Annotated in this window: 26 protein-coding genes and 1 tRNA gene; 14 read left to right on the forward strand and 13 right to left on the reverse strand. The window is 65.7% G+C overall.

The window, feature by feature from the left end:
• Positions 1-188 precede the first annotated feature (188 nt).
• The 3 genes from HZI36_RS05185 (at position 189) to nadC (ending at position 3,589) form a co-directional block, all read left to right on the forward strand.
• Positions 189-1,388 carry a DesA family fatty acid desaturase gene (locus tag HZI36_RS05185; protein WP_179401564.1) on the forward strand — a complete coding sequence of 400 codons (1,200 nt, stop codon included), beginning with the start codon at positions 189-191 and terminating at the stop codon, positions 1,386-1,388.
• 108 nt (positions 1,389-1,496) lie between these two features.
• Positions 1,497-2,633, forward strand: a complete 1,137-nt coding sequence (gene nadA / locus HZI36_RS05190) for a quinolinate synthase NadA (RefSeq protein WP_179401565.1) — start codon at positions 1,497-1,499, stop codon at positions 2,631-2,633.
• The gene (gene nadC / locus HZI36_RS05195; RefSeq protein WP_246326970.1) at positions 2,630-3,589 is read left to right on the forward strand and encodes a carboxylating nicotinate-nucleotide diphosphorylase; all 960 of its coding nucleotides are present in this window, start codon (positions 2,630-2,632) and stop codon (positions 3,587-3,589) included. Before nadA ends, nadC begins: the two co-directional genes overlap by 4 nt.
• A gap of 14 nt (positions 3,590-3,603) precedes the next feature.
• Here nadC and nadB read toward each other — a convergent pair whose 3' ends face one another.
• From nadB to radC, 4 genes are all read right to left on the reverse strand, one after another.
• On the reverse strand, positions 3,604-5,190 hold the full coding sequence (nadB, locus tag HZI36_RS05200) for an L-aspartate oxidase (protein ID WP_179401566.1): 1,587 nt from the start codon (positions 5,188-5,190) through the stop codon (positions 3,604-3,606).
• A gap of 151 nt (positions 5,191-5,341) precedes the next feature.
• A complete protein-coding gene (gene rpmG, locus HZI36_RS05205) occupies positions 5,342-5,509 on the reverse strand; it encodes a 50S ribosomal protein L33 (protein WP_121281636.1) in 168 nt (55 codons plus the stop codon).
• A gap of 18 nt (positions 5,510-5,527) precedes the next feature.
• Complete coding sequence (gene rpmB / locus HZI36_RS05210; RefSeq protein ID WP_007586227.1) at positions 5,528-5,761, reverse strand: 50S ribosomal protein L28; 234 nt, start codon at positions 5,759-5,761, stop codon at positions 5,528-5,530.
• Positions 5,762-6,026: 265 nt separating this feature from the next.
• Positions 6,027-6,758, reverse strand: a complete 732-nt coding sequence (gene radC / locus HZI36_RS05215) for a RadC family protein (protein ID WP_179401567.1) — start codon at positions 6,756-6,758, stop codon at positions 6,027-6,029.
• Between the two features lie 138 nt (positions 6,759-6,896).
• On the opposite strand from radC, the gene HZI36_RS05220 reads away from it, so the two are divergent.
• The 6 genes from HZI36_RS05220 (at position 6,897) to HZI36_RS05245 (ending at position 12,690) form a co-directional block, all read left to right on the forward strand.
• Positions 6,897-7,352 (forward strand): FKBP-type peptidyl-prolyl cis-trans isomerase, encoded by a 456-nt coding sequence (locus HZI36_RS05220; protein WP_179401568.1) that lies wholly within the window; start codon positions 6,897-6,899, stop codon positions 7,350-7,352.
• A gap of 2 nt (positions 7,353-7,354) precedes the next feature.
• The gene (gene ispH / locus HZI36_RS05225; RefSeq protein WP_179401569.1) at positions 7,355-8,338 is read left to right on the forward strand and encodes a 4-hydroxy-3-methylbut-2-enyl diphosphate reductase; all 984 of its coding nucleotides are present in this window, start codon (positions 7,355-7,357) and stop codon (positions 8,336-8,338) included.
• 700 nt (positions 8,339-9,038) lie between these two features.
• A complete protein-coding gene (locus HZI36_RS05230) occupies positions 9,039-9,989 on the forward strand; it encodes a branched-chain amino acid ABC transporter permease (protein WP_179401570.1) in 951 nt (316 codons plus the stop codon).
• 18 nt (positions 9,990-10,007) lie between these two features.
• Positions 10,008-11,174: an ABC transporter permease subunit gene (locus tag HZI36_RS05235; protein ID WP_179401571.1), complete on the forward strand. Its 1,167-nt coding sequence runs from the start codon at positions 10,008-10,010 to the stop codon at positions 11,172-11,174.
• Positions 11,175-11,195: 21 nt separating this feature from the next.
• Complete coding sequence (locus tag HZI36_RS05240; RefSeq protein ID WP_179401572.1) at positions 11,196-11,972, forward strand: ABC transporter ATP-binding protein; 777 nt, start codon at positions 11,196-11,198, stop codon at positions 11,970-11,972.
• 1 nt (position 11,973) lies between these two features.
• Positions 11,974-12,690, forward strand: a complete 717-nt coding sequence (locus HZI36_RS05245) for an ABC transporter ATP-binding protein (RefSeq protein WP_179401573.1) — start codon at positions 11,974-11,976, stop codon at positions 12,688-12,690.
• Positions 12,691-12,735: 45 nt separating this feature from the next.
• On the opposite strand, the gene HZI36_RS05250 is transcribed toward HZI36_RS05245, so the two are convergent.
• The 3 genes from HZI36_RS05250 to HZI36_RS05260 all read right to left on the reverse strand — a co-directional run bounded on the left by HZI36_RS05250 (position 12,736) and on the right by HZI36_RS05260 (position 15,734).
• A complete protein-coding gene (locus tag HZI36_RS05250) occupies positions 12,736-13,188 on the reverse strand; it encodes a GNAT family acetyltransferase (RefSeq protein WP_179401574.1) in 453 nt (150 codons plus the stop codon).
• Positions 13,189-13,201: 13 nt separating this feature from the next.
• Positions 13,202-14,386: an acetylornithine transaminase gene (locus HZI36_RS05255; RefSeq protein ID WP_179401575.1), complete on the reverse strand. Its 1,185-nt coding sequence runs from the start codon at positions 14,384-14,386 to the stop codon at positions 13,202-13,204.
• Between the two features lie 316 nt (positions 14,387-14,702).
• Positions 14,703-15,734 (reverse strand): CDP-6-deoxy-delta-3,4-glucoseen reductase, encoded by a 1,032-nt coding sequence (locus HZI36_RS05260; protein WP_179401576.1) that lies wholly within the window; start codon positions 15,732-15,734, stop codon positions 14,703-14,705.
• Between the two features lie 83 nt (positions 15,735-15,817).
• On the opposite strand from HZI36_RS05260, the gene HZI36_RS05265 reads away from it, so the two are divergent.
• Complete coding sequence (locus tag HZI36_RS05265; protein ID WP_179401577.1) at positions 15,818-16,867, forward strand: NAD-dependent epimerase/dehydratase family protein; 1,050 nt, start codon at positions 15,818-15,820, stop codon at positions 16,865-16,867.
• Here HZI36_RS05265 and HZI36_RS05270 read toward each other — a convergent pair.
• Together HZI36_RS05270 and HZI36_RS05275 are read right to left on the reverse strand one after the other, a co-directional pair.
• Positions 16,850-17,038, reverse strand: a complete 189-nt coding sequence (locus HZI36_RS05270; protein WP_179401578.1) for a hypothetical protein — start codon at positions 17,036-17,038, stop codon at positions 16,850-16,852. The two genes, HZI36_RS05265 and HZI36_RS05270, sit on opposite strands and share 18 nt — an antisense overlap.
• Positions 17,039-17,203: 165 nt before the next feature.
• Positions 17,204-17,923 carry a 16S rRNA pseudouridine(516) synthase gene (locus tag HZI36_RS05275; protein WP_179401579.1) on the reverse strand — a complete coding sequence of 240 codons (720 nt, stop codon included), beginning with the start codon at positions 17,921-17,923 and terminating at the stop codon, positions 17,204-17,206.
• Positions 17,924-18,141: 218 nt separating this feature from the next.
• On the opposite strand from HZI36_RS05275, the gene HZI36_RS05280 reads away from it, so the two are divergent.
• On the forward strand, positions 18,142-18,300 hold the full coding sequence (locus tag HZI36_RS05280; protein ID WP_179401580.1) for a hypothetical protein: 159 nt from the start codon (positions 18,142-18,144) through the stop codon (positions 18,298-18,300).
• Here the strand turns inward: HZI36_RS05280 and HZI36_RS05285 are convergent.
• Genes HZI36_RS05285 through HZI36_RS05295 form a run of 3 tightly spaced genes read right to left on the reverse strand, consistent with a single transcriptional unit; the run spans position 18,287 to position 22,391 of the window.
• On the reverse strand, positions 18,287-19,765 hold the full coding sequence (locus HZI36_RS05285; protein ID WP_179401581.1) for a hybrid sensor histidine kinase/response regulator: 1,479 nt from the start codon (positions 19,763-19,765) through the stop codon (positions 18,287-18,289). The two genes, HZI36_RS05280 and HZI36_RS05285, sit on opposite strands and share 14 nt — an antisense overlap.
• Entirely contained in the window at positions 19,762-20,214 is a 453-nt protein-coding gene (locus HZI36_RS05290; protein WP_179401582.1) for a response regulator, read from the reverse strand. The genes HZI36_RS05285 and HZI36_RS05290 overlap by 4 nt, the downstream gene beginning before the upstream one ends.
• A 14-nt stretch (positions 20,215-20,228) precedes the next feature.
• A complete protein-coding gene (locus HZI36_RS05295) occupies positions 20,229-22,391 on the reverse strand; it encodes a sensor histidine kinase (protein WP_179401583.1) in 2,163 nt (720 codons plus the stop codon).
• Between the two features lie 353 nt (positions 22,392-22,744).
• Here HZI36_RS05295 and HZI36_RS05300 point away from each other — a divergent pair, with 353 nt between their 5' ends.
• The 3 genes from HZI36_RS05300 to HZI36_RS05310 all read left to right on the forward strand — a co-directional run bounded on the left by HZI36_RS05300 (position 22,745) and on the right by HZI36_RS05310 (position 24,372).
• Positions 22,745-23,260, forward strand: coding sequence for a hypothetical protein (locus tag HZI36_RS05300; RefSeq protein WP_246326971.1), 516 nt, complete (start codon positions 22,745-22,747; stop codon positions 23,258-23,260).
• The gene (locus HZI36_RS05305) at positions 23,257-24,015 is read left to right on the forward strand and encodes a DUF1828 domain-containing protein (RefSeq protein WP_179401584.1); all 759 of its coding nucleotides are present in this window, start codon (positions 23,257-23,259) and stop codon (positions 24,013-24,015) included. Before HZI36_RS05300 ends, HZI36_RS05305 begins: the two co-directional genes overlap by 4 nt.
• Before the next feature lie 120 nt (positions 24,016-24,135).
• Positions 24,136-24,372, forward strand: coding sequence for a hypothetical protein (locus tag HZI36_RS05310; protein WP_179401585.1), 237 nt, complete (start codon positions 24,136-24,138; stop codon positions 24,370-24,372).
• A gap of 167 nt (positions 24,373-24,539) precedes the next feature.
• Here HZI36_RS05310 and HZI36_RS05315 read toward each other — a convergent pair.
• Positions 24,540-24,624: transfer RNA gene (locus tag HZI36_RS05315), tRNA-Leu, on the reverse strand.
• Between the last annotated feature and the right edge of the window lie 86 nt (positions 24,625-24,710).

Consider the following 24,710-nt stretch of genomic DNA (forward strand, 5'->3'; position numbering starts at 1 on the left):
AAGCGGATTGTCAGGCGGAGAACGTCCGTACATGGACTGCCAGACGTTGCGAACCGTCAAGAAATATTCATTTTTTACAAAGACTTGGATCGAATGCAGTAAAATTCTGGTCTATCGTTCTGCACGCTTTCATTTTTCTGACGCCCGGCCGTGTGGCCGGCGCCACTTTCACACCGCAGGTAACCGACTTGTTGAATTCCCTGTCCGATTTTCTTGCCCACGGGCTGCTGCACTTCTCGTGGTGGCAGATCGTGCTGTTCGCGCTTGCCGTCACGCACGTGACGATCATCGGCGTGACCGTCTATCTGCATCGCTGCCAGGCACACCGCGCGCTGGATCTTCATCCGATCGCGAGCCACTTCTTCCGCGCATGGCTGTGGGCGACCACCGGCATGCTGACCGGCCAGTGGGCCGCGATCCATCGCAAGCATCACGCGAAGTGCGAGACCGAGGAAGATCCGCACAGCCCGCAGACGCGCGGCATCTGGAAGGTGCTGCTCGAGGGCGCCGAGCTCTATCGCGCGGAGGCGAAGAACGAGGAAACGCTGCGCAAGTTCAGCCACGGCACGCCGAACGACTGGCTCGAGCGCAACGTCTACTCGAAGTACCCGATTCTCGGCATTAGCCTGATGATGGTGATCGACGTCGCGCTGTTCGGCCTCGTCGGCCTGACCGTCTGGGCGGTGCAGATGATCTGGATCCCGTTCTGGGCGGCCGGCGTGATCAACGGCCTCGGCCACTTCTGGGGCTATCGCAACTTCAACTCGGCCGACGCGAGCACGAACCTGATTCCGTGGGGCATCGTGATCGGCGGCGAGGAACTGCACAACAACCACCACACGTTCGCGACGTCGGCGAAGCTGTCGAACAAGTGGTACGAGTTCGACATCGGCTGGATGTACATCCGGATCATGTCGGCGCTCGGGCTCGCGAAGGTCAAGAAGATCGCGCCGACGCCGCGCCTGAAGGCCGGCAAGGCCGTGCTCGATCAGGAAACGCTGCAGGCCGTGTTGTCGAATCGCTACGAAGTGATGGCGCGTTACGGCAAGGCGGTGAAGCGTGCGTATCGCCAGGAGCTCGCGCGTCTGAAGGAGCTCGGCGCCGCGCGCGAGAAGTATCAATTGATGCGCGGCGCGCGCAAGTGGTTCCACAAGGACGAAGACGGCCTCGACGAGCCGCAGAAGCGCCTGCTGCCGGAAATCTTCGCGAACAGCCAGAAACTGCAGACGTACTTCCAGCTCCGCCAGGATCTCGCGGCGATCTGGGATCGCTCGACCGCGTCGCGCGAACAGCTGCTCGTCCAGTTGCAGGACTGGTGCCATCGCGCCGAGCAAAGCGGCATCAAGGCGCTGCAGGAATTTGCGTCGCGTCTGCGCCGCTACGCGTAATCTGAAATCGATTAGAATTCGAGGACGTCACAAACCCCGCGTTGGCGGGGTTTTTTCTTTTGAGCCGTCCATTTCGAGCGGCGGATCAGCAGGGCTGAGGAGATGATGATGCAATCGGCGATCAAACCCGTCGAGTACGACCGGCCGGTCGCGGCAGGCATGACCTGTGGCGTCGGGCAGGCTTGGGCGAAAGTGCCCGACGCGCTGTCCCCCAACGAGCGCGCGGCGCTCAAGGCGCGTATCAGGACACTGCTCGCGCGCGAGAAGGCGGTGCTGGTCGCACACTATTACGTGGACGCCGAGTTGCAGGAACTCGCGGACGAAACCGGCGGCTGCGTGGCCGATTCGCTCGAGATGGCCCGCTTTGGCCGCGATCACGATGCGCAGACGCTCGTCGTCGCCGGCGTGCGCTTCATGGGCGAGACCGCGAAGATCCTGAGCCCGAACAAGCGGATCCTGATGCCGGATCTCGACGCGACGTGCTCGCTCGATCTCGGCTGCCCGGTCGATGAATTCACCGCGTTCTGCGACGCGCATCCGGATCGCACGGTCGTCGTCTACGCGAACACGAGCGCTGCCGTGAAGGCGCGCGCGGACTGGATGGTCACGTCGGCGATCGGTCTCGATATCGTCGCCGATCTGCATGCGCGCGGCGAGAAGATTCTCTGGGCGCCGGACCGTCACCTCGGCCAGTATATTCAGAAGAAAACCGGCGCCGACATGCTGATGTGGCAGGGCTCGTGCCTCGTGCACGACGAGTTCAAGGGCATCGAGCTCGATCTGCTGCGCGCCGAATACCCGGACGCGAAGGTGCTCGTGCATCCGGAGGCGCCGGAGAGCGTCGTCGCGCTGGCCGACGTCGTCGGCTCGACCAAGCAGCTGATCGACGCCGCGCAAAAGCTCGATGCGACGCGCTTCATCGTCGCGACCGACCTCGGCATTCTGTACAAGATGCGGCTCGCCGCGCCGGGCAAGACCTTCATCGAAGCGCCGACCGCCGGCAACAGCGCGACCTGCAAGAGCTGCGCGCATTGCCCGTGGATGGCGATGAATGGTCTCGCGAATCTCGCGGACGTGCTCGAGCGCGGCCACAACGAGATCTTCGTCGACGCGGCGATCGGTGAGCGTGCGCGCGTGCCGATCGACCGGATGCTCGACTTCGCCGCGCGTCAGAAACAGCGCGTGCAGGCGAGTGGCGACCTGCAGCGCGACGCGCAACTGTTCGCGAACGTGGGGCCCGCATGAACGAACGACCCCCACGCTCACATTCGTTCGCTGCCCCCCGAGGGGGCGACGGCCTTCCTTGGGGCGGCCCGGCGGAAGGCCGCGCGGTTTCACCGCTGTACGACGAAATCCGCGCGCAGTACGGCGCCGCGTTCGATCAGGCGCTCGCGCGCAACGTCGCCGATGCGATCGCCGAGGACGTCGGCGACGGCGACCGGACCGGGCGGCTCGTACCGGCCGACGAGCGGCGCCGCGCGCGCATCATCGTGCGCGACGAGGCAGTGCTCTGCGGCGTGCCGTGGTTCGACGCGGTGATGCGCACGATCGATCCGTCGATCGCGGTGCGCTGGCAGTATCGCGAAGGCGACCGGATGACCGCCGATTCGACCGTCTGCGAGCTCGACGGCCCGGCGCGCGGGCTGCTGACCGCCGAGCGCAACGGCCTCAATTTCCTGCAACTGCTATCGGGCGTCGCGACCGCGACGCGCCGCTACGTCGAGCGGATCGAAGGCACGCGCGCGAAGATTCTCGACACGCGCAAGACGCTGCCGGGCCTGCGGCTCGCGCAGAAGTACGCGGTGCGCGTCGGCGGCGGCGCGAACCAGCGGCTCGCGCTGTACGACGGCATCCTGATCAAGGAGAACCACATCGCGGCGGCGGGTGGCGTCGGCGAGGCGCTCGACGCCGCGTTCGCGCTGAACGCGGGCGTGCCGGTGCAGATCGAGGTCGAGACGCTCGCGCAGCTCGACGTCGCGCTCGCGCACGGCGCGCAGTCGGTGCTGCTCGACAACTTCACGTTCGACATGATGCGCGACGCGGTGCGGGTCGCGGGCGGCCGGGCGGTGCTCGAAGTGTCGGGCGGCGTCAATTTCGACACGGTGCGCGCAATCGCCGAGACCGGCGTCGACCGCATCTCTATCGGCGCGCTGACGAAGGACGTGCGTGCGACCGATTATTCGATGCGTATTATCGGTTGATTCCGGTCGGTTGATCAGCGCCGCACGCGCGGCGCGAGCACCGACGGCAGCGCCTTCGGCAGCGTCTGCGGCCAGTCGCGGCTGAAGTGCAGGCCGCGGCTCTCGCGCCGCGACTGCGCGCTTTTCACGATCAGCGACGCGACGTCGACGAGATTGCGCAGCTCGAGCAGATCGCGGCTCACGCGGAAGTTCGCGTAATACTCGTGGATCTCGTCGCGCAGCAGCGACAGCCGGTGTTTCGCGCGCTCGAGGCGCTTGTCGGTGCGCACGATGCCGACGTAGTTCCACATCAGGCGGCGCAACTCGTCCCAGTTGTGCGCGACGACGACTTCCTCGTCCGCATCCGATACGCGGCTCTCGTCCCACGCGGGCAGCGGGCCGGGCGGCGCGGCGTCGAAGCCAGCCGTCTCGATCGCTTGCGCGGCCGCGCGGCCGATCACCACGCATTCGAGCAGCGAGTTGCTCGCGAGGCGATTCGCGCCGTGCAGCCCGGTGTACGCGGTTTCGCCGACCGCGTACAGGCCCGCGAGATCGGTGCGGCCCGCGAGATCGGTGACGACGCCGCCGCACGTGTAGTGCGCGGCCGGCACGACCGGAATCGGCTCGCGCGCGATGTCGATGCCGAACTCGAGACAGCGCGCGTGAATCGTCGGGAAATGCTCGCGCAGGAACGCTTCGGGCTGATGGCTGATGTCGAGGTACACGCAGTCGATCCCGCGCTTCTTGATCTCGAAGTCGATCGCGCGCGCGACGATGTCGCGCGGCGCGAGCTCCGCGCGCTCGTCGTGCGCGGGCATGAAGCGGGTGCCGTCCGGCAGCTTCAGCAGGCCGCCTTCGCCGCGCACCGCCTCGGAGATCAGGAACGATTTCGCGTACGGATGGAACAGGCAGGTCGGATGGAACTGGATGAACTCCATGTTCGAGACGCGGCAACCGGCGCGCCACGCCATCGCGATTCCGTCGCCGGTCGCGGTGTCCGGGTTCGTCGTGTACAGATAGACCTTGCCCGCGCCGCCGGTCGCGAGCACCGTGTGCTGCGCCTCGATCGTGACGGTCCGGCCTTGCTTCACGTCGAGCGCGTAGAGCCCGTGGCAGCGCTGGCCGGGCACGCCGAGCCGTTCGGACGTGATCAGGTCGATCGCATGATGGTCTTCGAGGAACGTGATGTTCGGATGGCGCCGCACGCGCTCGGACAGCGTCGCGAGCACCGCATGGCCGGTCGCGTCGGCGGCGTGGATGATGCGCCGGTGGCTGTGACCGCCTTCGCGCGTCAGATGGAAGCCGAGTTCGGCCGCATCGTCCTTCGTGAACGGCACGTGTTGCGAGATCAGCCATTCGATCGCCGCGCGGCCGTTCTCGACGATGTAGCGCGTCGCGCCCTCGTCGCAGAGGCCGCCGCCGGCGATCAGTGTGTCGCTGACGTGATTCTCGATGCTGTCGGCGGAATCGAGCACGGCGGCGATGCCGCCCTGCGCGTGATTGCTCGCGCCGTCCATCAGCGAGCGTTTCGCGATCACCGCCACGCGTCGTGTGCCGGCCAGGTTGAGCGCGACCGACAGCCCTGCCAGGCCGCTGCCGACGATCGCCACGTCGAATTTCATACTGCGTCTCCGTTGTTGCGCCAGGGGCGCCCGCGTTCGTCCGGGGCGGCTGGGCAAAGGGGAGAGGATACCGCGTCGCGCGCGCGTGCAAAAACAAAAAGCCCCGCGATTGCGGGGCTTTTCGTCGTCGTCGAGCCGACAGGAACCAGGCTTACTTGATCTTGGTTTCCTTGTACTCAACATGCTTGCGGACGACGGGATCGAACTTCATGATCGCCATCTTTTCCGGCATGTTGCGCTTGTTCTTCGTGGTCGTGTAGAAATGACCCGTGCCAGCGGTGGACTCGAGCTTGATCTTGTCGCGTGCGCCTTTTGCCATGATTACGCTCCTTCGGCTTTAGGCTTCGCCACGTGCGCGCAGGTCAGCGAGCACGGTATCGATGCCGTTCTTGTCGATCAGGCGCAGGCCGGCGTTCGAAACGCGCAGGCGCACCCAACGGTTTTCGCTTTCCACCCAGAACCGGCGGTTCTGCAGGTTCGGAAGGAAGCGACGCTTCGTCTTGTTGTTCGCGTGGGAAACGTTGTTGCCGCTCATCGGCGCTTTCCCAGTTACTTGGCATACGCGTGCCATGAGAGCACTCCTAATACGCTAAATTCGGGGTTCGATCGCCGGTGAAGGTCATCTTCGAGCGCGCACGTGATCCATGCACGCCTTCGGAACGCCCAAGCCCTGACAGACGAGGCCCTTCGATGGCTAGAACTGGTTGGAAAAAAGTCAGACGGCGATTCTAGCAGAAAAAACTCAGAAAAATCAAACCGAATTTCGCTCGCGTGATGCGGGCCGATGCGCGCGCGTGCCGCGCTCGCGTGCGCGGCCCGCCGGGCGGCCCTCGGCGCTACAGCCAGCCGGCCCGCGCGAACGAGAACGTGTCGCTCACGCCGACGACCACGTGATCGAGTAGCTGCACGTCGACGAGCGCAAGCGCGTCGCGCAGCACGCGCGTCAGGCGCCGGTCCTCCGCGCTCGGGCGCACCGCGCCGGACGGGTGATTATGCGCGACGATCAGCGCGGCTGCCTGCGTCGATAGCGCGCGGTGCACGATTTCGCGCGGATACACGGCCATCCGCGTCAGCGAGCCGCGCGCGCTTTCCTCGGTGGACATCACCCGGTGGCGCGCGTCGAGAAACAGCGTGACGAACACCTCCTGCGGCTGCGTGCCGATTTTGAGGCGCAGGTAGTCCTCGACCGCGCCCGGCGAATCGACGAACGGCCGCTCGCACGCCTTCTCCGCGAGCGCGCGCCGCGCGAGCTCGGTCACCGCGACGAGCAATGCGGCGCGCGCCGGGCCGATCCCGCGCTGGCCCTGGAAGTCGTTGGGCGACGCGTCGAGCAACTCGCGCAGCGAGCGGTACTGCCCGACGAGCGCCCGCGCGACATCGAACACGTTGCGGCCCGGTATGCCGGTGCCGAGCAGCACCGCGACGAGCTCCGCGTTCGTCAGCGCCGCCGGCCCGCGGTCGAGGAGCCGCTCGCGCGGCAGGTCGGGCTTGCGGCGCTTTTTCGGGGGCGCGCGCCGGGTGTCGTCGTCGGCGTCGCGGCACACCAGCGCGAGGGAGGAAAGCAGCATCGTCGAATCTCCAGCAGCGGCGCGCGCGGCGGCGGTCTCGCCGGACTCTCCGCCCTGTGCGCCGAGGTGACTTACAATAACGGTTTTGCGCCGGGCATCACGGCTGTCGCGGGCGCGACCGAACGAGTCATTCCATTCATGAGCCTCATCGATCTTTCCGAAGTCAAGCCCGGTTCGCACGTCACGCTCCATTACCGGCTGGCCCTCGCCGACGGCGCCGACATCGTCAACACCTTCACCGACAAGCCCGCCACGCTGCTGCTCGGCGCCGGACAGCTCGCGCCGTCGCTGGAACAGATTCTCGTCGGGCTCAGGGTGGGAGACCATTCGACTTTTCGGCTAGCGCCCGAGCAGGCGTTCGGTCCCCGGAATCCGGACATGATCCAGCGCGTGACGCTCGCGGCGCTGCGCGCGAACGGCATGGTCGGCGACGATTTCGCGCCCGGCGACTTGATCGAATTCAACGCGCCCGACGGCGGGCGCTACGCGGGCGTGCTGAAGGAAATCAGCGAGACCTCCGCGCTGTTCGACTTCAACCATCCGCTCGCGGGCCAGGCGCTCACGTTCGAAGTGAAAATCATCGGGATCCTGTAATCATGCGTTCCACCGATTCCCTGACCGGGCAGACCGTCGCCGCCGACGCGGAAATCCTGCTGGCCCAGCCGCGCGGCTTTTGCGCCGGCGTCGACCGCGCGATCGAGATCGTCGAGCGCGCGATCGCGATGTATGGCGCGCCGATCTACGTGCGCCATGAAATCGTGCACAACAAGTATGTCGTCGAGGATTTGCGCAAGAAGGGCGCGATTTTCGTCGAGGAACTCGCCGAGGTGCCGACCGGCAACACCGTGATCTTCAGCGCGCACGGCGTGTCGAAGGCGGTGCGCGACGAGGCGGCGGTGCGCGGTCTGCGCATTTACGATGCAACGTGCCCGCTCGTCACGAAGGTGCACGTCGAGGTCGCGAAGATGCGCCAGGATGGTGTCGACATCGTGATGATCGGGCACAAGGGCCATCCGGAGGTCGAGGGCACGATGGGGCAGGTCGAGCGCGGGATGCATCTCGTCGAGAGCGTCGACGACGTCGCGAAGCTCGAATTGCCCGATCCCGAGCGGATCGCGCTCGTCACGCAGACGACGCTGTCCGTCGATGACGCCGCCGAAATCATCGCCGCGCTGAAGGCGAAGTATCCGGACATCCGCGAGCCGAAGAAGCAGGACATCTGCTACGCGACGCAGAACCGCCAGGACGCGGTGAAGTTCATGGCGCCGCAGTGCGACGTCGTGATCGTCGTCGGCAGCCCGAACAGCTCGAACTCGAGCCGTCTGCGCGAGGTCGCCGAGAAGCGCGGCGTCGCCGCGTACATGGTCGATGCGCCCGAGCAGATCGATCCCGCGTGGGTCGCGGGCAAGCGCCGGATCGGCGTGACGGCCGGCGCGTCGGCGCCCGAGGTGCTCGCGCAGGCCGTGATCGCGCGGCTGCGCGAACTCGGCGTGCGCAACGTCCGCGCGCTCGACGGGATCGAGGAGAACGTGTCGTTCCCGCTGCCGCGCGGCCTGAATCCGCCGCCCGCCGCCGCCTGACGGCCCGCGGTTTTTCCCGCTCATCGCAAAAGGCGCGCCTCGTGGCGCGCTTTTTTTTCGTCTTGCCGTTTTGAACGTGCAACTCCGAGCCTTCATTCAAAGTGCAACCAGGTTGCTCCCATTTTGCATTCGCGCTTGCCAAAAAAGGTTGCAATGCAGGAAAACCCTGTCGAATCAGGAATATTGACGCCTCATAAATGGAGTTACAATGCGCCCGTTTTCAGGCTGGATTGGCCCGGGAAACCGGGTTTGGAAGGCGTGGGAGAACTAATAAATGCATCTAAAGTTGGCTAACGACGTATTCGTCGCCACGGGGGTTGCACTGCCGTTCGACTGCAGCGGCAAGTGCGACGACGAGATGGGCATGCAATTTGCCTGTCTCAACTTTTTTTCACGCATGCCGATGACGCCGCGTCGAAAAACGGCGCGATCACGCTCTACGATTTCAAGGAGGCCTCGACAACCGTCCTCGATGTCGTGACGATGTAGTGACGGGACGCGTGACGGTGCCGAACCAGTGCGGTGCCGTTTCTGTATCCGCTTCGGCGGCGCGCGAGGCCGAACAGGCTGAACGATGCCGCCGGACGATCCAACCCTTACCGGTCTTTTCTAGTACCCGCAGTGCGGTCGAGGTGATCCGATACCCCGCTTACCCGCGTGGCATGACGTTCATCCGGCTGTATCGGCCAAGGAGCGTTAAATGGATATCTTCATCCAGCAGGTTCTCAACGGATTGGTGCTCGGTAGTGTGTACGCCATCATCGCGTTGGGCTACACGATGGTGTACGGCATTCTCGGCATCATCAACTTCGCGCACGGCGACGTGCTGATGATCGGCGCAATGGTCGCGCTCTCCGCGATCACCGTGCTGCAGAACCACTTTCCCGCGCTCGGTAGCGTCGCGACACTCGTGATCGCGCTCGGCATCGCCGCGGTCGTCTGCGCGGTCGTCGGCTACGCGATCGAGAAGATCGCGTACCGGCCGCTGCGCCGCGCACCGCGCCTCGCGCCGCTGATCACCGCGATCGGCGTGTCGATCCTGCTGCAGACCGCCGCGATGATCATCTGGGGCCGCAACCCGATGTCGTTCCCGCAGCTGATCTCGACCGATCCGCTCAACGTGATCAAGGCGACCGACACCACGCCGGGCGCGGTGATCTCGATGACCGAAATCGTGATCATCGCGGTCGCGTTCCTCGTGATGGCGGGCCTGTTGCTCCTCGTCCACAAGACCAAGCTCGGCCGCGCGATGCGCGCGATCGCGGAGAACCCGAACAACGCGAGCCTGATGGGCGTGAACCCGAACTTCGTGATCTCGGCGACGTTCATGATCGGCTCCGCGCTCGCCGCGCTGGCCGGCGTGATGATCGCGTCCGAATACGGCAACGTGCACTTCTACATGGGCTTCATCCCCGGCATGAAGGCGTTCACCGCCGCAGTGCTGGGCGGGATCGGCAACCTCGGCGGCGCGATGGTCGGTGGCGTCGTGCTCGGCCTGATCGAGCAGCTGGGCGCCGGCTACATCGGCGGTCTCACGGGCGGCGTGTTCGGCAGCAACTACCAGGACGTGTTCGCGTTCGTCGTGCTGATCATCGTGCTGGTGTTCCGTCCGTCGGGCCTGCTCGGCGAACGTGTCGCGGACCGCGCGTAACGGCAACGGGAGAACAACATGACATCCATTCAACCGATCGAATCGTCGACGTCGCTCGTCGAAGAGCGCAACACCGCGAAGACCATCACCATCGGCGCGCTCGTCACGCTGTTCGTCGTCGCGGCGCCGTTCGTCATCGGCGCCGCGGGCGGCAACTACTGGGTTCGCGTGCTCGACTTCGCGATGCTGTACGTGATGCTCGCGCTGGGCCTGAACGTCGTGGTCGGCTTCGCCGGCCTGCTGGATTTGGGCTACATCGCGTTCTACGCGGTCGGCGCGTACACCGCGGCGCTGCTCACGTCGCCGCACCTGACCACCCAGTTCGCGTGGATCGCCGCGATGTTCCCGAACGGCCTGAATACGCCGTACTGGATCGTCGTGCCGTTCGCGATGGGGCTCGCGGCGTTCTTCGGCGTGCTGCTCGGCGCGCCGACGCTGCGGCTGCGCGGCGACTATCTGGCGATCGTCACGCTCGGCTTCGGGGAGATCGTGCGGATCTTCATGAACAACCTCGACCGGCCGGTCAACATCACGAACGGGCCGCAGGGGATCACCGGCGTCGCGCCGCTGAGGGTGTTCGGCTTCAATCTGGCGCATGCGCATACGCTGTTCGGTTTCACGATCACGTCGGTGTACCTGTACTACTACGTGTTCGTGCTCTGCGCGCTGTTCGTGATCTGGACCTGTACGCGCCTGCAGCATTCGCGGATCGGCCGCGCATGGGCCGCGATTCGCGAGGACGAGATCGCCGCGAAGGCGATGGGCATCAACACCCGCAACGTGAAGCTGCTCGCGTTCGCGATGGGCGCGTCGTTCGGCGGCCTGTCGGGTGCGATGTTCGGCTCGTTCCAGGGCTTCGTGTCGCCGGAATCGTTCACGTTCTGGGAATCGGTCGTCGTGCTCGCGTGCGTCGTGCTGGGCGGGATGGGCCACATTCCGGGCGTGATCCTCGGCGCGGTGCTGCTGTCGGTGTTCCCGGAATTCCTGCGTTCGACGATGGGCCCGCTGCAGCATGCGCTGTTCGGCCATCAGATCATCGATACGGAAGTGATCCGTCAGGCGCTGTACGGCCTCGCGATGGTCGTCATCATGCTGTATCGCTCGGAAGGCCTGTGGCCTGCGGCGAAGCATGAGGACCGAATCGCGAAACTGGCGAAGCGCAGCGCCAAGTCGGCGCGCGCATAACGGACGGGTAGGAGAAAAGAGATGAGCGACAAACAAATCCGCCTGTCCGTGAAGGGCGTGAACAAGCGCTTCGGCGGCCTGCAGGCGCTGTCCGACGTCGGCCTGGAAATCAGGGAAGGGCAGATCTACGGGCTGATCGGCCCGAACGGCGCCGGCAAGACGACGTTCTTCAACGTGATCACGGGCCTGTACACGCCGGATTCCGGCGAGTTCAAGCTCGACGGCCTCGATTACAAGCCGACCGCGGTGCACCAGGTCGCGAAGGCCGGGATCGCGCGGACGTTCCAGAACATCCGCCTGTTCGGCGGGATGACCGCGCTCGAGAACGTGATGGTCGGCCGTCACGTGCGCACGAAGCATGGCCTCATCGGCGCGGTGTTCCAGACGCCGGCGGAACGCAAGGAGGAGCGCGAGATCAAGGAACGCGCGATCGAGCTGCTCGAGTACGTCGGCGTGCTGCAGTACGCGGACTACACCGCGCGCAACCTGTCGTACGGCCACCAGCGCCGTCTGGAAATCGCGCGCGCGCTCGCGACCGATCCGAAGCTGCTCGCGCTCGACGAGCCGGCGGCGGGAATGAACGCGACCGAGAAGGTCGAGCTGACGCGTCTGCTCGACAAGATCCGTTCGGACGGCAAGACGATTCTGCTGATCGAGCACGACGTGAAGCTCGTGATGCACTTGTGCAACCGGATGACGGTGCTCGATTACGGCAAGGTGATCGCCGAAGGTCTGCCGCAGGACGTGCAGAAGAATCCGAAGGTGATTGAGGCATATCTCGGCGCGGGGGTGCACTGACATGGCAGCGGCAATGTTGAAAATCAAGGGCTTGCAGGTCAACTACGGCGGGATTCAGGCCGTCAAGGGCGTTGACATGGAAGTCCAGCAGGGCGAGCTCGTGACGCTGATCGGCGCGAACGGCGCGGGCAAGACGACGACGATGAAGGCGATCACGGGCCTGAAGCCGTACTCGGCCGGCGACATCGAGTACGACGGCAAGTCGATCAAGGGCGTGCCGGCGCACGAGCTGTTGAGGCGCGGGCTCGCGATGGTGCCGGAGGGCCGCGGGATCTTCGCGCGGATGTCGATCGTCGAGAACATGCAGATGGGCGCGTATCTGCGCAACGACAAGGAAGGGATCAAGAAGGACGTCGACCGGATGTTCGGTTTCTTCCCGCGCCTGAAGGAGCGTGCGACGCAGCTCGCGGGCACGCTGTCGGGCGGCGAGCAGCAGATGCTCGCGATGGCGCGCGCGATCCTGTCGAAGCCGAAGCTGCTGCTGCTCGACGAGCCGTCGATGGGCCTGTCGCCGATCATGGTCGAGAAGATCTTCGAAGTGGTGCGGACGATCTCGCAGGAGGGCATCACGGTGCTGCTCGTCGAGCAGAACGCGCGGCTTGCGCTGCAGGCGGCGGACCGCGGCTACGTGATGGATTCGGGCATGGTCACGATGGAAGGCGACGCGAAGCAGATGCTCGACGATCCGAAGGTGCGCGCCGCGTATCTGGGCGAATGACGGGCGGCGCCGTCGCGCCGCGCCCGCGCAGCGCGACGGCGCCCTTCAGGCCGTATAGAGCCGCTTGCCGAACGAGATCAGCGCCTCGACGCGATAGCCGAGCGCTTCGTAGAAGCGGCACGCGCTGTCGTTGCCCGGCAGCACCTGCAGGTTGACCTTCAGGCAGCCGCGCGCGGCGAGCGCGCGTTCCGCATGCGCGATCAGCGCGCGGCCGATGCCGAGCCGCCGCGCGCCGGCGTCGACGCCGAACGAGTAGAGCCAGCCGCGATGCCCGTCGTAGCCCGCCATCAGCGTGCCGACGACGCGCGCGTCGACCGTCGCGACGAAGAACAGCGCCGGCTGCGTCGCGAGCTTCTGCTCGATCGCGCGCCGCGCGTCGCGGTGCGGCGCGGTCGGCTCGTCGTACTCGGGAAACGCGACGCGCCACAGCGCGATCACGGCTTCGGTGTCGGCTCGATCGAACGGGCGGATCTCGATCGCTTCGGCGGCGGGCTTCATCGCGCGGGTCTCCTTACAGCGTGTCGAGCACGGCGCGCAGCATCGCCATCATCTGGTCGATCTCGTCGTTCGTCACGTTCAGCGCCGGCATGAAGCGCAGCAGGTTCGGGCGCGCGGCGTTCAGCAGCAGGCCGTCCGGCTGCATGTCGCGCGCCTTCTCGACGATCTGCGCGCCGATGTCCTTGCCGAGCAGCAGCGCGCGCAGCAGCCCCTCGCCGCGCTCGCCCTCGAAGCCGCGCTCCTCCGACAGCTCGAGCAGCCGGCGCTTCAGGTATTCGCCGCGCGCGCGCACGCCTTCGAGGAAGCCCGGCGCGACGAGCTGCGAGATCACCGCGTGGCCGGCCGCCGTCATCAGCGGGTTGCCGTTGTACGTGCCGCCCTGGTCGCCGGCCTCGAACACCGCGACGTCGGCCTTCGACAGCAGCGCCGCGAGCGGCACGCCGCTGCCGATTCCCTTGCCGAGCGTCATGATGTCCGGCTCGATGCCGGCGAGCTCGTACGCGAACAGCGTGCCCGCGCGGCCGCAGCCGCTCTGCACTTCGTCGACGATCAGCAGCAGATCGTGCTGCTTCGTCAGCGCGCGCAGCGCCTGCATGAATTCGCGCGTCGCCGGGATCACGCCGCCTTCGCCCTGGATCGGCTCGAGCATCACCGCGACAGTCTTGTCGCTGATCAGCCGCTCGACCGAGTTGATGTCGTTCAGCTCGGCCTTCGGGAAGCCGGGCACCTGCGGCGCGTAGATCGTGTCCCAGCCGGGCTTGCCGCTCGCGGACATCGTCGCGATCGTGCGGCCGTGGAAGCTGTGATCGAACGTGATGATCTCGTACGCGCCTTTCCTGAACTTGCGGCCCCACTTGCGCGCGAGCTTGATCGCGCCTTCGTTGGCCTCGGCGCCGCTGTTGGTGAAGAACACCTTGTCGAAAACGCTGTGCTCGGTCAGCAGGCCGGCGAGCTTCGCCATCGGCTCGTTGTAGAACGCGGGCGACGGGTTCAGCAGCTTCTCCGCCTGCGTCTTCAGCGCGTCGACGACGCCGTCGTTGCAGTGCCCGAGGCTGTTGACCGCCCAGCCCTGGATGAAGTCGAGATAGCGCTTGCCGGCGTGATCGTAGAGCCACGAGCCCTTGCCGTGCGTGAACACGAGGTCGGGGCGGTTCGTGATGTACATCAGCGAGTCGATCGGATAGTCGTTCAGCGGCATGGCGGCAGGCTCCAGCGGGTGTTCAAGGGAAAAAGGGCAATAAAAAAGCCACGGGGCATGCCGTGGCTGGGTGGTTCGAACCGCTTGTGCGTAGCGTCGTAGGCGTTACGCGCGAGTCCGTGACGAGCCGGCGGCATCCGGGCGGAGCGGCGAGCGGCGACGTCGAAGGGCGGACAGGGTGCGGTTCATGTGCGCAAGCATAAGGCATCCCGCGTTCCGCTGTAAACCGCCGCGATTCACCGCCGCGATGCATCGGGGGCGATGCATCTCCTGGTCAATGAAGCGGCGGTCCGGCGGACGCGGGCCGTGGCGCCCGTCAGACCGGATGCGCGAGATCGGCGGCGCTCGTGAACGAGTCCGCGTAGAACTCGTCCGCGGGCAGGCCGTGATGCTGCGTGAAGTCGCGCTGCGCGGACTCGACCATCACCGGCGCACCGCACGCGTACACCTGATGGCCGGACAGGTCGGGCAGATCCTCGATCACCGCGCGGTGGACGAAGCCGGTGCGGCCGGTCCACTGGTCGTCGTCGTCCGGCTCGGACAGCACCGGCACGTACGTGAAGTTCGGCATCTCGCTCGCCCACTGCTCGGCGAGCTCGCCGAGATAGATGTCCTTCTTGCGGCGCGCGCCCCAGTAGAGCGTCATCGGGCGCGCGAGGCCGACGTGCCGCGCGTGCTCGATGATCGCCTTGATCGGCGCGAAGCCGGTGCCGGACGCGAGCAGCACGATCGGCTTGTCGGAGTCCTCGCGCAGGAAGAACGTGCCCATCGGGCCTTCGAAGCGTAGGATGTCGCGCTCCTTCATCGCGCCGAACACGTGGTCGGTGAACTTGCCGCCCGGCATGTGGCGGATGTGCAGCTCGACCGGGCCTTCCTGGTGCGGCGCGGTCGCCATCGAGTAGCTGCGGCGCGCGCCGTCCTTCAGGATGAATTCGACGTACTGGCCCGCGAGATACTGCAGGCGCTCGTTCGCGGGGAGTTGGAGCTTCACGACCATCACGTCGTCGGCGCGCCGCTCGAGCGCGGCGATCCGGCACGGCAGCTTCTTCACCTGCACGCCGTCGACACCGGCGATTTCGCGCACGTCGAGCTCGAGATCGCACTGCGCCTTCGAGCAGCAGAGCAGCGCGAGGCCGCGGGTGCGCTCGTCGTTCGACAGCGCGGAGGCCGAGTGCGGGCCCTGTTCGACCTGACCCGACACGATCTGGCCTTTGCACGAGCCGCACGCGCCGTTCTTGCAGCCGTACGGCAGATGCACATTCTGGCGCAGCGCGGCCGACAGCACGGTTTCGTCCGGCTCGACCTGGAATTGCCGGCCGCTTTGCTTGAGAGTTACGTTGAATGCCATAAGTCCATCGAGAACAAAATAGGGGGACCGTGGATGTCGCGCACGGCAGCTACAATGCATCCGCTACTGATTTCGCCACCATCATGATCGCAACACGAATTCTGCGTCGGCCGCGCCTGCTGATCGTCGGCTGCGGCGACGTCGGCCTGCGCTGCATCGAGCAACTGCGCGCGCGCCGCGGCGCCGTGCGGATCGTCGCGCTGACGCACGATCCGGCCCGGCGGGCCGAGCTGCGCGCGGCGGGCGCGACGCCGCTCGTCGGCGACCTCGATCGCCGGGCGACGCTCGCGCGCGTGGCCGGCATCGCGCGCACGATCCTGCATCTCGCACCGCCTCGTCCGCACGGTACCGACGACTTGCGCACGCGCGCGCTCGTCGCGGCGCTGGCCGCGCATGCGCGGCGACGAGCGCGTCAGCCGGTGCCGGTGCCGTCATACGGCAGGGGCAGGCTGCGGCCCGGGCGCGCGGCGGCCCGGTCGGCCGGCTCGCCCTTGCAGGCAGCGCGTATTGTACCCGACGGGCTTCGCGGGCCGACGCTCGTTTATGCGAGCACGAGCGGCGTTTACGGCGATTGCGGCGGGGCATGGGTTGACGAAACGCATCCTTTGTGCCCGGCGAATCCGCGCGCGTTTCGGCGCGTATCGGCGGAGCAGCAACTGCGCGCGGCGACCGCGCGCGGCGCGATCTCGGCGCGGATCGTGCGGATTCCGGGGATCTACGCGGCGAACCGGCTGCCGATCGCGCGCCTCGAACGCGGCACGCCGGCGCTCGCGCGCGCCGACGACGTCTACACGAACCACATCCATGCGGACGATCTCGCGACGATCCTGCTGCGTGCGGCGGTGCGGGGCCGGCCGGCGCGCGTGGTGCACGCGTCGGACGACAGCGAGTTGCGGATGGGGGACTATTTCGATCGCGTCGCGCACGCATTCGGCCTGCCGCCGCCGCCGCGCGTGAGCCGCGCGGATGCTCAGCGGCAGCTCGAGCCGACGCTGCTGTCGTTCATGCGCGAATCGCGCCGGCTGCGCAACGCGCGGCTCAAGCGCGAGCTGCGCGTGACGCTGCGCTATCCGACCGTCGACGACTTTTTAAGGGCCGCCGCGCGCGACGGCGCGTCAGGTCAGCGCCGGTAGCGCCTCGATCAGCAGGAAGCAGAGCAGTGCGCCGACGAGCGCGCCGATCAGGCCCGGATAGGATTTGTGCTTCACGTGCATCGCCGCCGTCAGCGCGGCGATGGCGATCGCGCCGAGCGCCGCGACCGCGAGCAGCCCATACGTCACTTCGAACGGATTGTGGATTGGCATGATGGCTCCCCTATTGCTTTTTTTCTGCTTGTAAATCGAGTATAGGAGCCACATCCGGCGATGCCATGCTGCCGCGCAGCATGCGGGGGCGGAGCCCGCGCGGAGCCCGCGCGGGGCCAGCGCGAGGCCAGCGCGGGGCCAGCGCGGGGCCGGCGCGGCGGGCGGTTATCCGGCGGCGGGCGGCGGCGCGCGCAGCGCCGCGAGATCGGCGTCGCCGAGCCAGCGCCACGCGCCGGGCGCGAGCGCATCGGGCAGCGCGAGGCCGCCGATGCTTTCACGGTGCAGCGCGTCGACGCGATTGCTCGCGGCGGCGACCATGCGTTTCACTTGATGATATTTGCCTTCGAGCACGGTCAGCGCGAGCTGGTGCGTGTCGCGCGCGTCGGCGGCCACGGCCGCGAGCGGCTTCGGTTCGCCGTGCAGCGCGACGCCGGCGCGCAGCGCGCCGAGCTGCGCGTCGTCGAGCGGATGGCGGACGGTCGCGACGTAGGTCTTCGGCACCTTGCGCTTCGGCGACGTGTACGCGTGCACGAACTGGCCGTCGTCGGACAGCAGCAGCAGGCCGGTCGTGTCCTGGTCGAGCCGGCCGACGCACTGCACGCCGCGTGCGACGAGCGGCGCCGGCAGCAGGCTGAACACGCTCGCATGATGCTGCGGATCGCGCGAGCATTCGTAGCCGGCCGGCTTGTTGAGCATCAGGTAGGCGCGCGCGTGGAACGGCCATGCGATGCCGTCGACCGAGAACACGAGGCCGGCTGTGTCGAACGTCGCGTCGGGGTCGGAGCGGGCCGCGCCATCGATTTCGACGCGCGCCGCCTCGATCAGGCCGCGGCACTGGCGGCGCGAGCCGAAGCCCTGCGTGAAGAGAATGCTTTCGAGATCCATAGCGCGCGCATTCTACCCGCATCGGGCGTGGGGGCGCGTTGCGGAGGGGCGCTTGTGCGGCCGTGTAGGAAAACGCCGACACCCACACCCACTGGACTACGCGATCTTCAGCGCCGTCTGATTTTTTTCCCGCGGGCGCTCTCCGATACTTGAATCACAACAAAAAGATTTCGAGAGAAAACGCGGCCATCGTCCGAGCGCCGCACCGGGGGATCCAAATGAGCCACTCTGCCCACGACCTGATCGAACTCCTGCGCCTCGCCGAAGGCGGCGCCGGGGCGCTGACACAGCACCTGCTGCGCGAACTGGCCAGAAGCCTCATCGCCGCAGGGATCGGCGATGCGCCGCCGTCATTGCCCGCCGTCATTCGCGATTAGGCGCCTCGACAACGGCGAGCGGCAACGTGATCACGAGCTCGAAACCGGAACCGGGCGCCGTGCCGATCCGGATTTCGCCGCCCAGCCGCGTGGCGCGCTCGCGCATCCCGAGCAGGCCGAGTGAGTGCGGGCCCGGGCGTATGTCGCGCGCGGTGCCGCGGCCGTTGTCGGCGACGCGCACAATGCAGTGGGTTTTGTCGCGGACGATGTCGAGCGTGACTTCCGTCGCGCCGGAATGGCGCACCACGTTCGTCAGCGCTTCCTGAACCATGCGGAATACCTCGGTGACGCTTTCGCGGCTGAACGCGATGTCATCCGCGTCGAAGCGGCGCTGCACCTGCACGCCATAGCGCGCCGAAAACTGGCTCGTCAGCCACTCGATCGCCGGAATCAGGCCGAGATCGTCCAGCATCACGGGGCGCAGATCCGCCGCGATCCGCCGCACCGAGTCGAGCAACTGGTCGATCAGCGAATACACATCCGGCAGATGGCTCGCACCTGCCGCCGGCGCCGCGCGCTTCAGTTCGTCTCCGACCAGAATGACGGCCATCTTCAGCGCGGTCAGCTGCTGGCCGAGGTCGTCGTGCAGTTCGCGCGCGATGCGTGTCTTTTCCTCCTCGCGGATATGCTGGATATGCGCGGACAGGCGGCGCAGCTCTTCGCGCGAGATCCGCAGCGCGTCTTCGTCGCGCTTGCGGTCCGTCACATCCATGATCCAGCCCACCATCCGGTACGGCTCGCCGGCGCTGTTCCACAGCGCCTGCCCGCGCGACTGGATCCAGCGAAAGCCGTTCGACGGCATGCGCACGCGATATTCGACGTCGTACGCATGCCCGTGCTCCAGATGCGCTTCGAGGGCCTGGGTGGCGCGATTCCGGTCGTCCGGGTGGATCGCATCCTGATGCGCACGCATCTCGTCGGGCAGCGCGCCCGCGCCGATCCCCGTGATCGTCCTGAAATGCGGCGAAAAATAGACCGCGCCCGTTTTCAGGTTCCAATCCCACAGCCCCGCCGTCGCGCCGCTCACCGCCAGTTGAAACCGTTCCTCGCTGGCCGACAGCGCGGCGGCGACGCGGTGCCGTTCGATCGCATAGCGGACCGCCCGGCTGAGCAGCGACGGCTCGATCTCCTTCTTGAGCAGATAGTCCTGCGCGCCTTCCTGAATCGCCTGCAGTCCGACCAGCACGTCGTCCAGCCCCGTGAGCACGAGCACGGGCACGTCGGGTATCTGCCGGTGCAGCGTGCGGAACGAGTCGAGCCCCTGAGCATCGGGCAGGCCGAGGTCGAGCAGCACGACGTCGCAGCGGGAGGTCTGCGCGTGGGCAACCGCTTGCGACATCAGCTCGGCGTGCGCCAGCCGGGGTTCGAAATCGGTTACGTCGGAGAATGCCTCGTGGATCAGCAACGCATCGGTCGGGCTGTCTTCCACGAGCAGGATCTCGACGATTCGCGGCGACGTGTTCATGGCTTGGTCGGCGGCAAAGTGACGACACCCAGCCAGAAGGCGTTGATGTTGCGCACGACTTCGGTGAACTTCTCGAAGTCCACCGGCTTGCTGATATAGCAGTTGGCATGAAGGCCGTAGGATTTCATCACGTCTTCTTCCGATTTGGAGGTGGTCAGGATGACGACCGGAATCGTCGCGAGCGACGGGTCGCTCTTGAGTTCCTGAAGCACTTCCCGCCCGCTCTTCCTCGGCAGGTTGAGGTCGAGGATGATCAGCCCCGGCCGCCGCGCGTTCGCATACGGCCCCTGCCGCCTCAGGTATTCCATGGCCATCACGCCGTCGTCGACGACGTGGAGGGGATTGAGCACCTTGTAATACTCGAGCGCCTCGCGGGTCATCAGCACGTCGCTTGGACTGTCTTCCACCAGCAGGATCTCGACCAGATTTCCATTCGCATCGGCAATCATCGGCTACCTCTTTGTCAGGTTGTGCCGCCATCGCGGTCATCGCCGGCCGGCCCGCGCAGCGTGAAGAAGAACGTGGTGCCCTGCCCGGGCAGGGATTCGACCCAGATGTGGCCGCCATGGTGCTCGACGATCCGTTTGCACAACGCGAGCCCCAGCCCCGTGCCAGGATACTCGCGGCGGGTATGCAGCCGCTGGAAGATCAGAAAGATCCGCTCGTAATACTGCGGGTCGATTCCGATGCCGTTGTCGCGCACGTGGAACACCCATGCGCCGTCCCGGGTTTGCGCGCCCACGTGAATGCGCACCGGGCGTTCCGCGCTGCGGAATTTGAGCGCATTGCCCACCAGATTCTGGAACAGCAGTGTGACCTGGGTGGCAATCGCCGGAACGACCGGAAGCGGATCGCGGCTGATTTCCGCTTGCGCGTCCCGTATCGCGGCGCTCAGATTCCTGAGCGCGTCGTCGAGCACCTGTTCGACGTCGGTCGGCTGCCGCGGGTTTTCGAGCCGTCCGACGCGCGAATAGCTGAGCAGATCGTCGATCAGCGACTGCATCCGCGTCGCGCCATCCACCGCGTGGCCGATGAACTCGTCGGCCCGCTCGTCCAGTTGCCCGCGATAGCGGCGCTGCAGCAGCTGCAGCGGGCCCGCCACGGCGCGCAATGGCTCCTGCAGATCGTGCGAGGCCACATAGGCGAACTGCTCGAGATCCCTGTTCGAACGGGCCAGTTCCTCGCTGCGCAGACGCAATTCGCGCTCGGCGCGCTTGCGCTCGGTGATGTCGGCAATCGCGCTGAGCACGAGCATGCCGTCCGACGTGTTGATCGGGTTGAGACCGATTTCCACCGGGAATTCCGTGCCGTCGTGGCGCACGCCATAGAGGTCGCGGCCGACTCCCATCGGCCGGGTGTGCGGCCTGCCGAAAAACGCGGAACGGTGGTCGGCATGCGCGGCGCGAAAGCGCTCGGGCACCAGCAGGTCGATGCTTTGCCCGATCATGTCGCTGCGCGGGTAGCCGAACAGTTTTTCGGCCTGCGAGTTGACCAGCACGATCCGGCCTTCGCCGTTCACCATGATCATCGCGTTGGGGGCCGCTTCCACCGCAAGCCGGAAACGCTCCTCGGCGCGCTCGCGCTCGGACACGTCCCGCACGACGAGAACCGAGCCGACCAGCTTCCCCGCTTCGTCGAAGGTCGGCGCGCCGTTGCCGTCCACCCGTGTTTCCGTGCCGTCGCGGCTGACCAGCCGGGTCCGGCCGGCGAGGTTGGTGGTTTGCCGCTCCTCGAGCGCGATCAGCGCCGGATTGGGGACGTTTTCCTGCGTCGACGCATGTTTCAGGGTCAGCACGCCGGCGATGGGCTGGCCCACCGCGGTGTGGCTCTGCCAGCCGGTCAGTTGCTCGGCGACCCGGTTGAAGAACGTGATGCGGCCGTCGACGTCCGTGGCGACGACGCCGTCGCCGATGCTCGACAGCGTGACGCGGAGCAACTCCCGCTGCTCGAAGAGGCGGGTCGCGGCTCGGGCTTCACCCAGCAGCAGACGGCGCATCAGGTAGCCGAACGACAGACACACCGTCAGGGTCAGCACGCCGGCGGCGAGCCCGGCCGTGATCGCCAGGTCGCGTGTCGTCGTGGCGGTGGCGCGCAGGGCGGTCAGACGTTCCAGCGCGGTGAGCTCCATATCGTCGACGAGCGCGCGCGCCTGATCCATGAAGGCCTTGCCGGTATCGCTCAGCACGATGGCCTGTGCGGCGCGGAAACCTTCGACTTGCCGCAGCTCGATCGTGGAGGCCAGTTCCGCCTGTTTTTTGTCGAGCAGCACGCGCAGCGCGGCGAGACGCTGCTGCTGGACGGCATCGCCCTGAACGCCGGGCGCGAGGAGATCGAACTGTTGCTGGACTTTCGGCAGCGCGGACTGATAGGGCTCGAGGTACTCGGGCTTGCCGGTGATCACGTACCCGCGCTGTCCGGCCTCCATATCGCGTTCCAGCGACAGTAGCCGTTCGAGATTGGTGATCAGCTCGCTGGCCTGGAAGACCTCGGCCTCGTTGCCGTACAGGCGGGCGGTGCCGAACGCGCCGATGCCGGCCGTCAGCATCAGCATCGCGGCGGCGGTTCCCAGTCCAATGTCGATCCAGAGTGAGGCCGATTTTCCCAGTCGCCTGATGGCATCGGTCATGCCCGCTTCCCCCGAAAGTCAGAGCTTGCCGTAAGGCAATGCCGACGAATCAAAGCCTCGCGCGACGACCGCACTCGACGCCAATAGGGGCCCGCGAATGCTATGTGAAGATTAGGCGACCGATCCCGTGGCCGCAACCCTTGGCAGCGGTGAGCAGGGATCGTGCCGGAAAGACGTGGTACTGCGCCGCCGTCTCGGCTCCGGTCCTCGTCTTCGCTGGCTCGGCGGATGGATTCTGATCTGGCTCAACTTTCGTGTAATTCGTATGATGTTAGCGAGCTAGCCTACCTTCCGACGCGGACATCCAGATATATAATCGCGCAACCGCGTACTGGCAGGCGCGGTATGCCGCCTTGCAGAGAACGGTTAATCGCGAGCCGGGGATCGCGTACGACAATCTGACAATTGAAGCCATGCCAGACCTTTCGCGCGCCGAAGCTGAGCGATTGATCGCTATGAAGAAAATTTTACGTGGCGACGTGGAGCTCAAGGCTCGGAAGAATCATGCCGGCTACCTTTTGGCGATTCTTCGGCCCGAAGACGATCTCGGTGCCACGCTGCCCGGTATGACAGTTGAGATCGAGACTAAGGCCCCATTGATCATCGACGCGTGCCGAACGACAGCGACGCTATTTGTTCTTCGTCAAGGCGTGAAATGGCGAGTACATCAGATTGAGGTGCAACCGACGCACAAGCGATCCCACAACGCTCCGGGTGGGCCGCTCTATGGTCCGCATGAACATCGTGGTGATGAGACGCTCGCTCTTGAAGATGTAACGCTGTCCTGCCAGACCCCGCTGGAAGAATTTTTTGCAGTATTCTGCAAAAGATCGAACATCAGCTTCGACGGAAGTATCTACACATCATGAACATCGATTGCGCATGGCTTCACAAAAAGCTGGCTTACGATTGCCGCGCCGTTAAGACGGTGAACGGAGAGTGCGCGTTCGAGATTGGGACGCCGTTCAGCTTCGTTGACGGCAGCGCGATCACGTTCTATGTAATCGAACACGGTACCCATTCGCTTATCAGTGACAATGGGGACACACTGTTCCATCTCAGTTCGAGTGGAACGGACCCGTTCAACGGGCGACGACTCTCGGCAATCCGTAACCTGCTGACGCAACACGGGATGACCGTTGAGGCAAACGGCGAGATACGCGCCCTTGCTCCGGTTGAGAACACCAGTACGTTGATAGCTACCTACATAGCCGGCTTGCTCGCACTTGCCGAACAGGAGCGTGCGTGGGTCGGTGTTCCCGAGGCCGTCAATAACCTTGCCGATGATGTTGAGCATTACTTGCGTGTCCTCAGGCCCGAGCAACCCATCGTTCGGAATCCCAAGGTAAAAGGTATTTCGAATAACGAATACACTTTCCAGTTCATGTGGGGAAGTGAGCTTGTAGACGTGCTCAGTCCTAGTCCACAGGCTACCGGTGGTTTGATGCGAAAGCTTGGCGATGTGTTAAGCGCACCCGGAGAGACGCCAACGATACGTGTTGTCATCGACGATCGTGGGGATTTGATGAAAGCCGAAACGGAAAAACAAATCATCGGATCGATGGCGAGTGCAATGCTATATTCCGCCCTTGCCAGGGCCGCCAATCAACCGACACTGCATTAGACATCGCCTAGGCTGTGCGGGGCTCTTCATCGTTTGCCCGGCTGCGCAAAATTGCGCACCCCCTGATCGCCCGCCTCGAGCGGGCTTTCGCACGTTAAGCCTACGAAACTGAGGTGCGAAATGAGCAGGAGCAGGCGGAAGTCGCCGTTCATCGGCGTCACAACGGCGGAGTCCGAAGCGCAGGACAAGGCCCAATGGCATCGCCGTCACCGCCGAATCGAGTCGGCCCGTCTCAAGGAAGACGCGGTTGACTACGAGACTCGCAGTCACCGCGCGCAGTCTGATCCGTGGAAGATGGACAAGGACGGGAAGATCTACTGGGGGCGCGACGTCCCCGGCTACCTGATGCGGAAGTGATCGGGGCGGCGCGGTATGTGTGCTGTCGGTCGTCTACCGCGCTGCCGTTCTGACTGGGATGACTTCTGCCCTAGGCTCAACCGAACGATACCGGAATGAAAAAACCCCGCAAGACCTTGATCTTGCGGGGTTTATCGGAATTCTTCGGCTTTCGCCGGAACATCTTCTGGTGCCCAGGGCCGGAATCGAACCGGCACGCCTTGCGGCGGGGGATTTTGAGTCCCCTGCGTCTACCAGTTTCACCACCTGGGCTTGTTCGGTGCCGCGCGTGCAATTGCGCGCGGCGAACCACGGATTATGTCGGAAAACCGGCTACCGGGCAAGCAGCCCGCGGTCGC

The organism is Burkholderia guangdongensis (genome assembly GCF_013403875.1).
Taxonomy (GTDB): domain Bacteria; phylum Pseudomonadota; class Gammaproteobacteria; order Burkholderiales; family Burkholderiaceae; genus Burkholderia; species Burkholderia guangdongensis.

What these genes read in the sequence shown, in the direction of transcription:
- HZI36_RS05270 (WP_179401578.1), bottom strand. Translation starts at nt 17,038, where the DNA reads ATGCCAATCCACAATCCGTTCGAAGTGACGTATGGGCTGCTCGCGGTC.
- nadB (WP_179401566.1), bottom strand. Translation starts at nt 5,190, where the DNA reads ATGAAATTCGACGTGGCGATCGTCGGCAGCGGCCTGGCAGGGCTGTCG.
- HZI36_RS05230 (WP_179401570.1), top strand. Translation starts at nt 9,039, where the DNA reads ATGGATATCTTCATCCAGCAGGTTCTCAACGGATTGGTGCTCGGTAGT.
- HZI36_RS05285 (WP_179401581.1), bottom strand. Translation starts at nt 19,765, where the DNA reads ATGAACACGTCGCCGCGAATCGTCGAGATCCTGCTCGTGGAAGACAGC.
- ispH (WP_179401569.1), top strand. Translation starts at nt 7,355, where the DNA reads ATGCGTTCCACCGATTCCCTGACCGGGCAGACCGTCGCCGCCGACGCG.
- HZI36_RS05280 (WP_179401580.1), top strand. Translation starts at nt 18,142, where the DNA reads ATGAGCCACTCTGCCCACGACCTGATCGAACTCCTGCGCCTCGCCGAA.
- HZI36_RS05235 (WP_179401571.1), top strand. Translation starts at nt 10,008, where the DNA reads ATGACATCCATTCAACCGATCGAATCGTCGACGTCGCTCGTCGAAGAG.
- HZI36_RS05220 (WP_179401568.1), top strand. Translation starts at nt 6,897, where the DNA reads ATGAGCCTCATCGATCTTTCCGAAGTCAAGCCCGGTTCGCACGTCACG.
- HZI36_RS05265 (WP_179401577.1), top strand. Translation starts at nt 15,818, where the DNA reads ATGATCGCAACACGAATTCTGCGTCGGCCGCGCCTGCTGATCGTCGGC.
- HZI36_RS05260 (WP_179401576.1), bottom strand. Translation starts at nt 15,734, where the DNA reads ATGGCATTCAACGTAACTCTCAAGCAAAGCGGCCGGCAATTCCAGGTC.
- HZI36_RS05250 (WP_179401574.1), bottom strand. Translation starts at nt 13,188, where the DNA reads ATGAAGCCCGCCGCCGAAGCGATCGAGATCCGCCCGTTCGATCGAGCC.
- radC (WP_179401567.1), bottom strand. Translation starts at nt 6,758, where the DNA reads ATGCTGCTTTCCTCCCTCGCGCTGGTGTGCCGCGACGCCGACGACGAC.
- rpmG (WP_121281636.1), bottom strand. Translation starts at nt 5,509, where the DNA reads ATGGCAAAAGGCGCACGCGACAAGATCAAGCTCGAGTCCACCGCTGGC.
- HZI36_RS05290 (WP_179401582.1), bottom strand. Translation starts at nt 20,214, where the DNA reads ATGATTGCCGATGCGAATGGAAATCTGGTCGAGATCCTGCTGGTGGAA.
- nadC (WP_246326970.1), top strand. Translation starts at nt 2,630, where the DNA reads ATGAACGAACGACCCCCACGCTCACATTCGTTCGCTGCCCCCCGAGGG.
- HZI36_RS05295 (WP_179401583.1), bottom strand. Translation starts at nt 22,391, where the DNA reads ATGACCGATGCCATCAGGCGACTGGGAAAATCGGCCTCACTCTGGATC.
- nadA (WP_179401565.1), top strand. Translation starts at nt 1,497, where the DNA reads ATGCAATCGGCGATCAAACCCGTCGAGTACGACCGGCCGGTCGCGGCA.
- rpmB (WP_007586227.1), bottom strand. Translation starts at nt 5,761, where the DNA reads ATGGCACGCGTATGCCAAGTAACTGGGAAAGCGCCGATGAGCGGCAAC.
- HZI36_RS05255 (WP_179401575.1), bottom strand. Translation starts at nt 14,386, where the DNA reads ATGCCGCTGAACGACTATCCGATCGACTCGCTGATGTACATCACGAAC.
- HZI36_RS05240 (WP_179401572.1), top strand. Translation starts at nt 11,196, where the DNA reads ATGAGCGACAAACAAATCCGCCTGTCCGTGAAGGGCGTGAACAAGCGC.
- HZI36_RS05245 (WP_179401573.1), top strand. Translation starts at nt 11,974, where the DNA reads ATGGCAGCGGCAATGTTGAAAATCAAGGGCTTGCAGGTCAACTACGGC.
- HZI36_RS05310 (WP_179401585.1), top strand. Translation starts at nt 24,136, where the DNA reads ATGAGCAGGAGCAGGCGGAAGTCGCCGTTCATCGGCGTCACAACGGCG.
- HZI36_RS05305 (WP_179401584.1), top strand. Translation starts at nt 23,257, where the DNA reads ATGAACATCGATTGCGCATGGCTTCACAAAAAGCTGGCTTACGATTGC.
- HZI36_RS05275 (WP_179401579.1), bottom strand. Translation starts at nt 17,923, where the DNA reads ATGGATCTCGAAAGCATTCTCTTCACGCAGGGCTTCGGCTCGCGCCGC.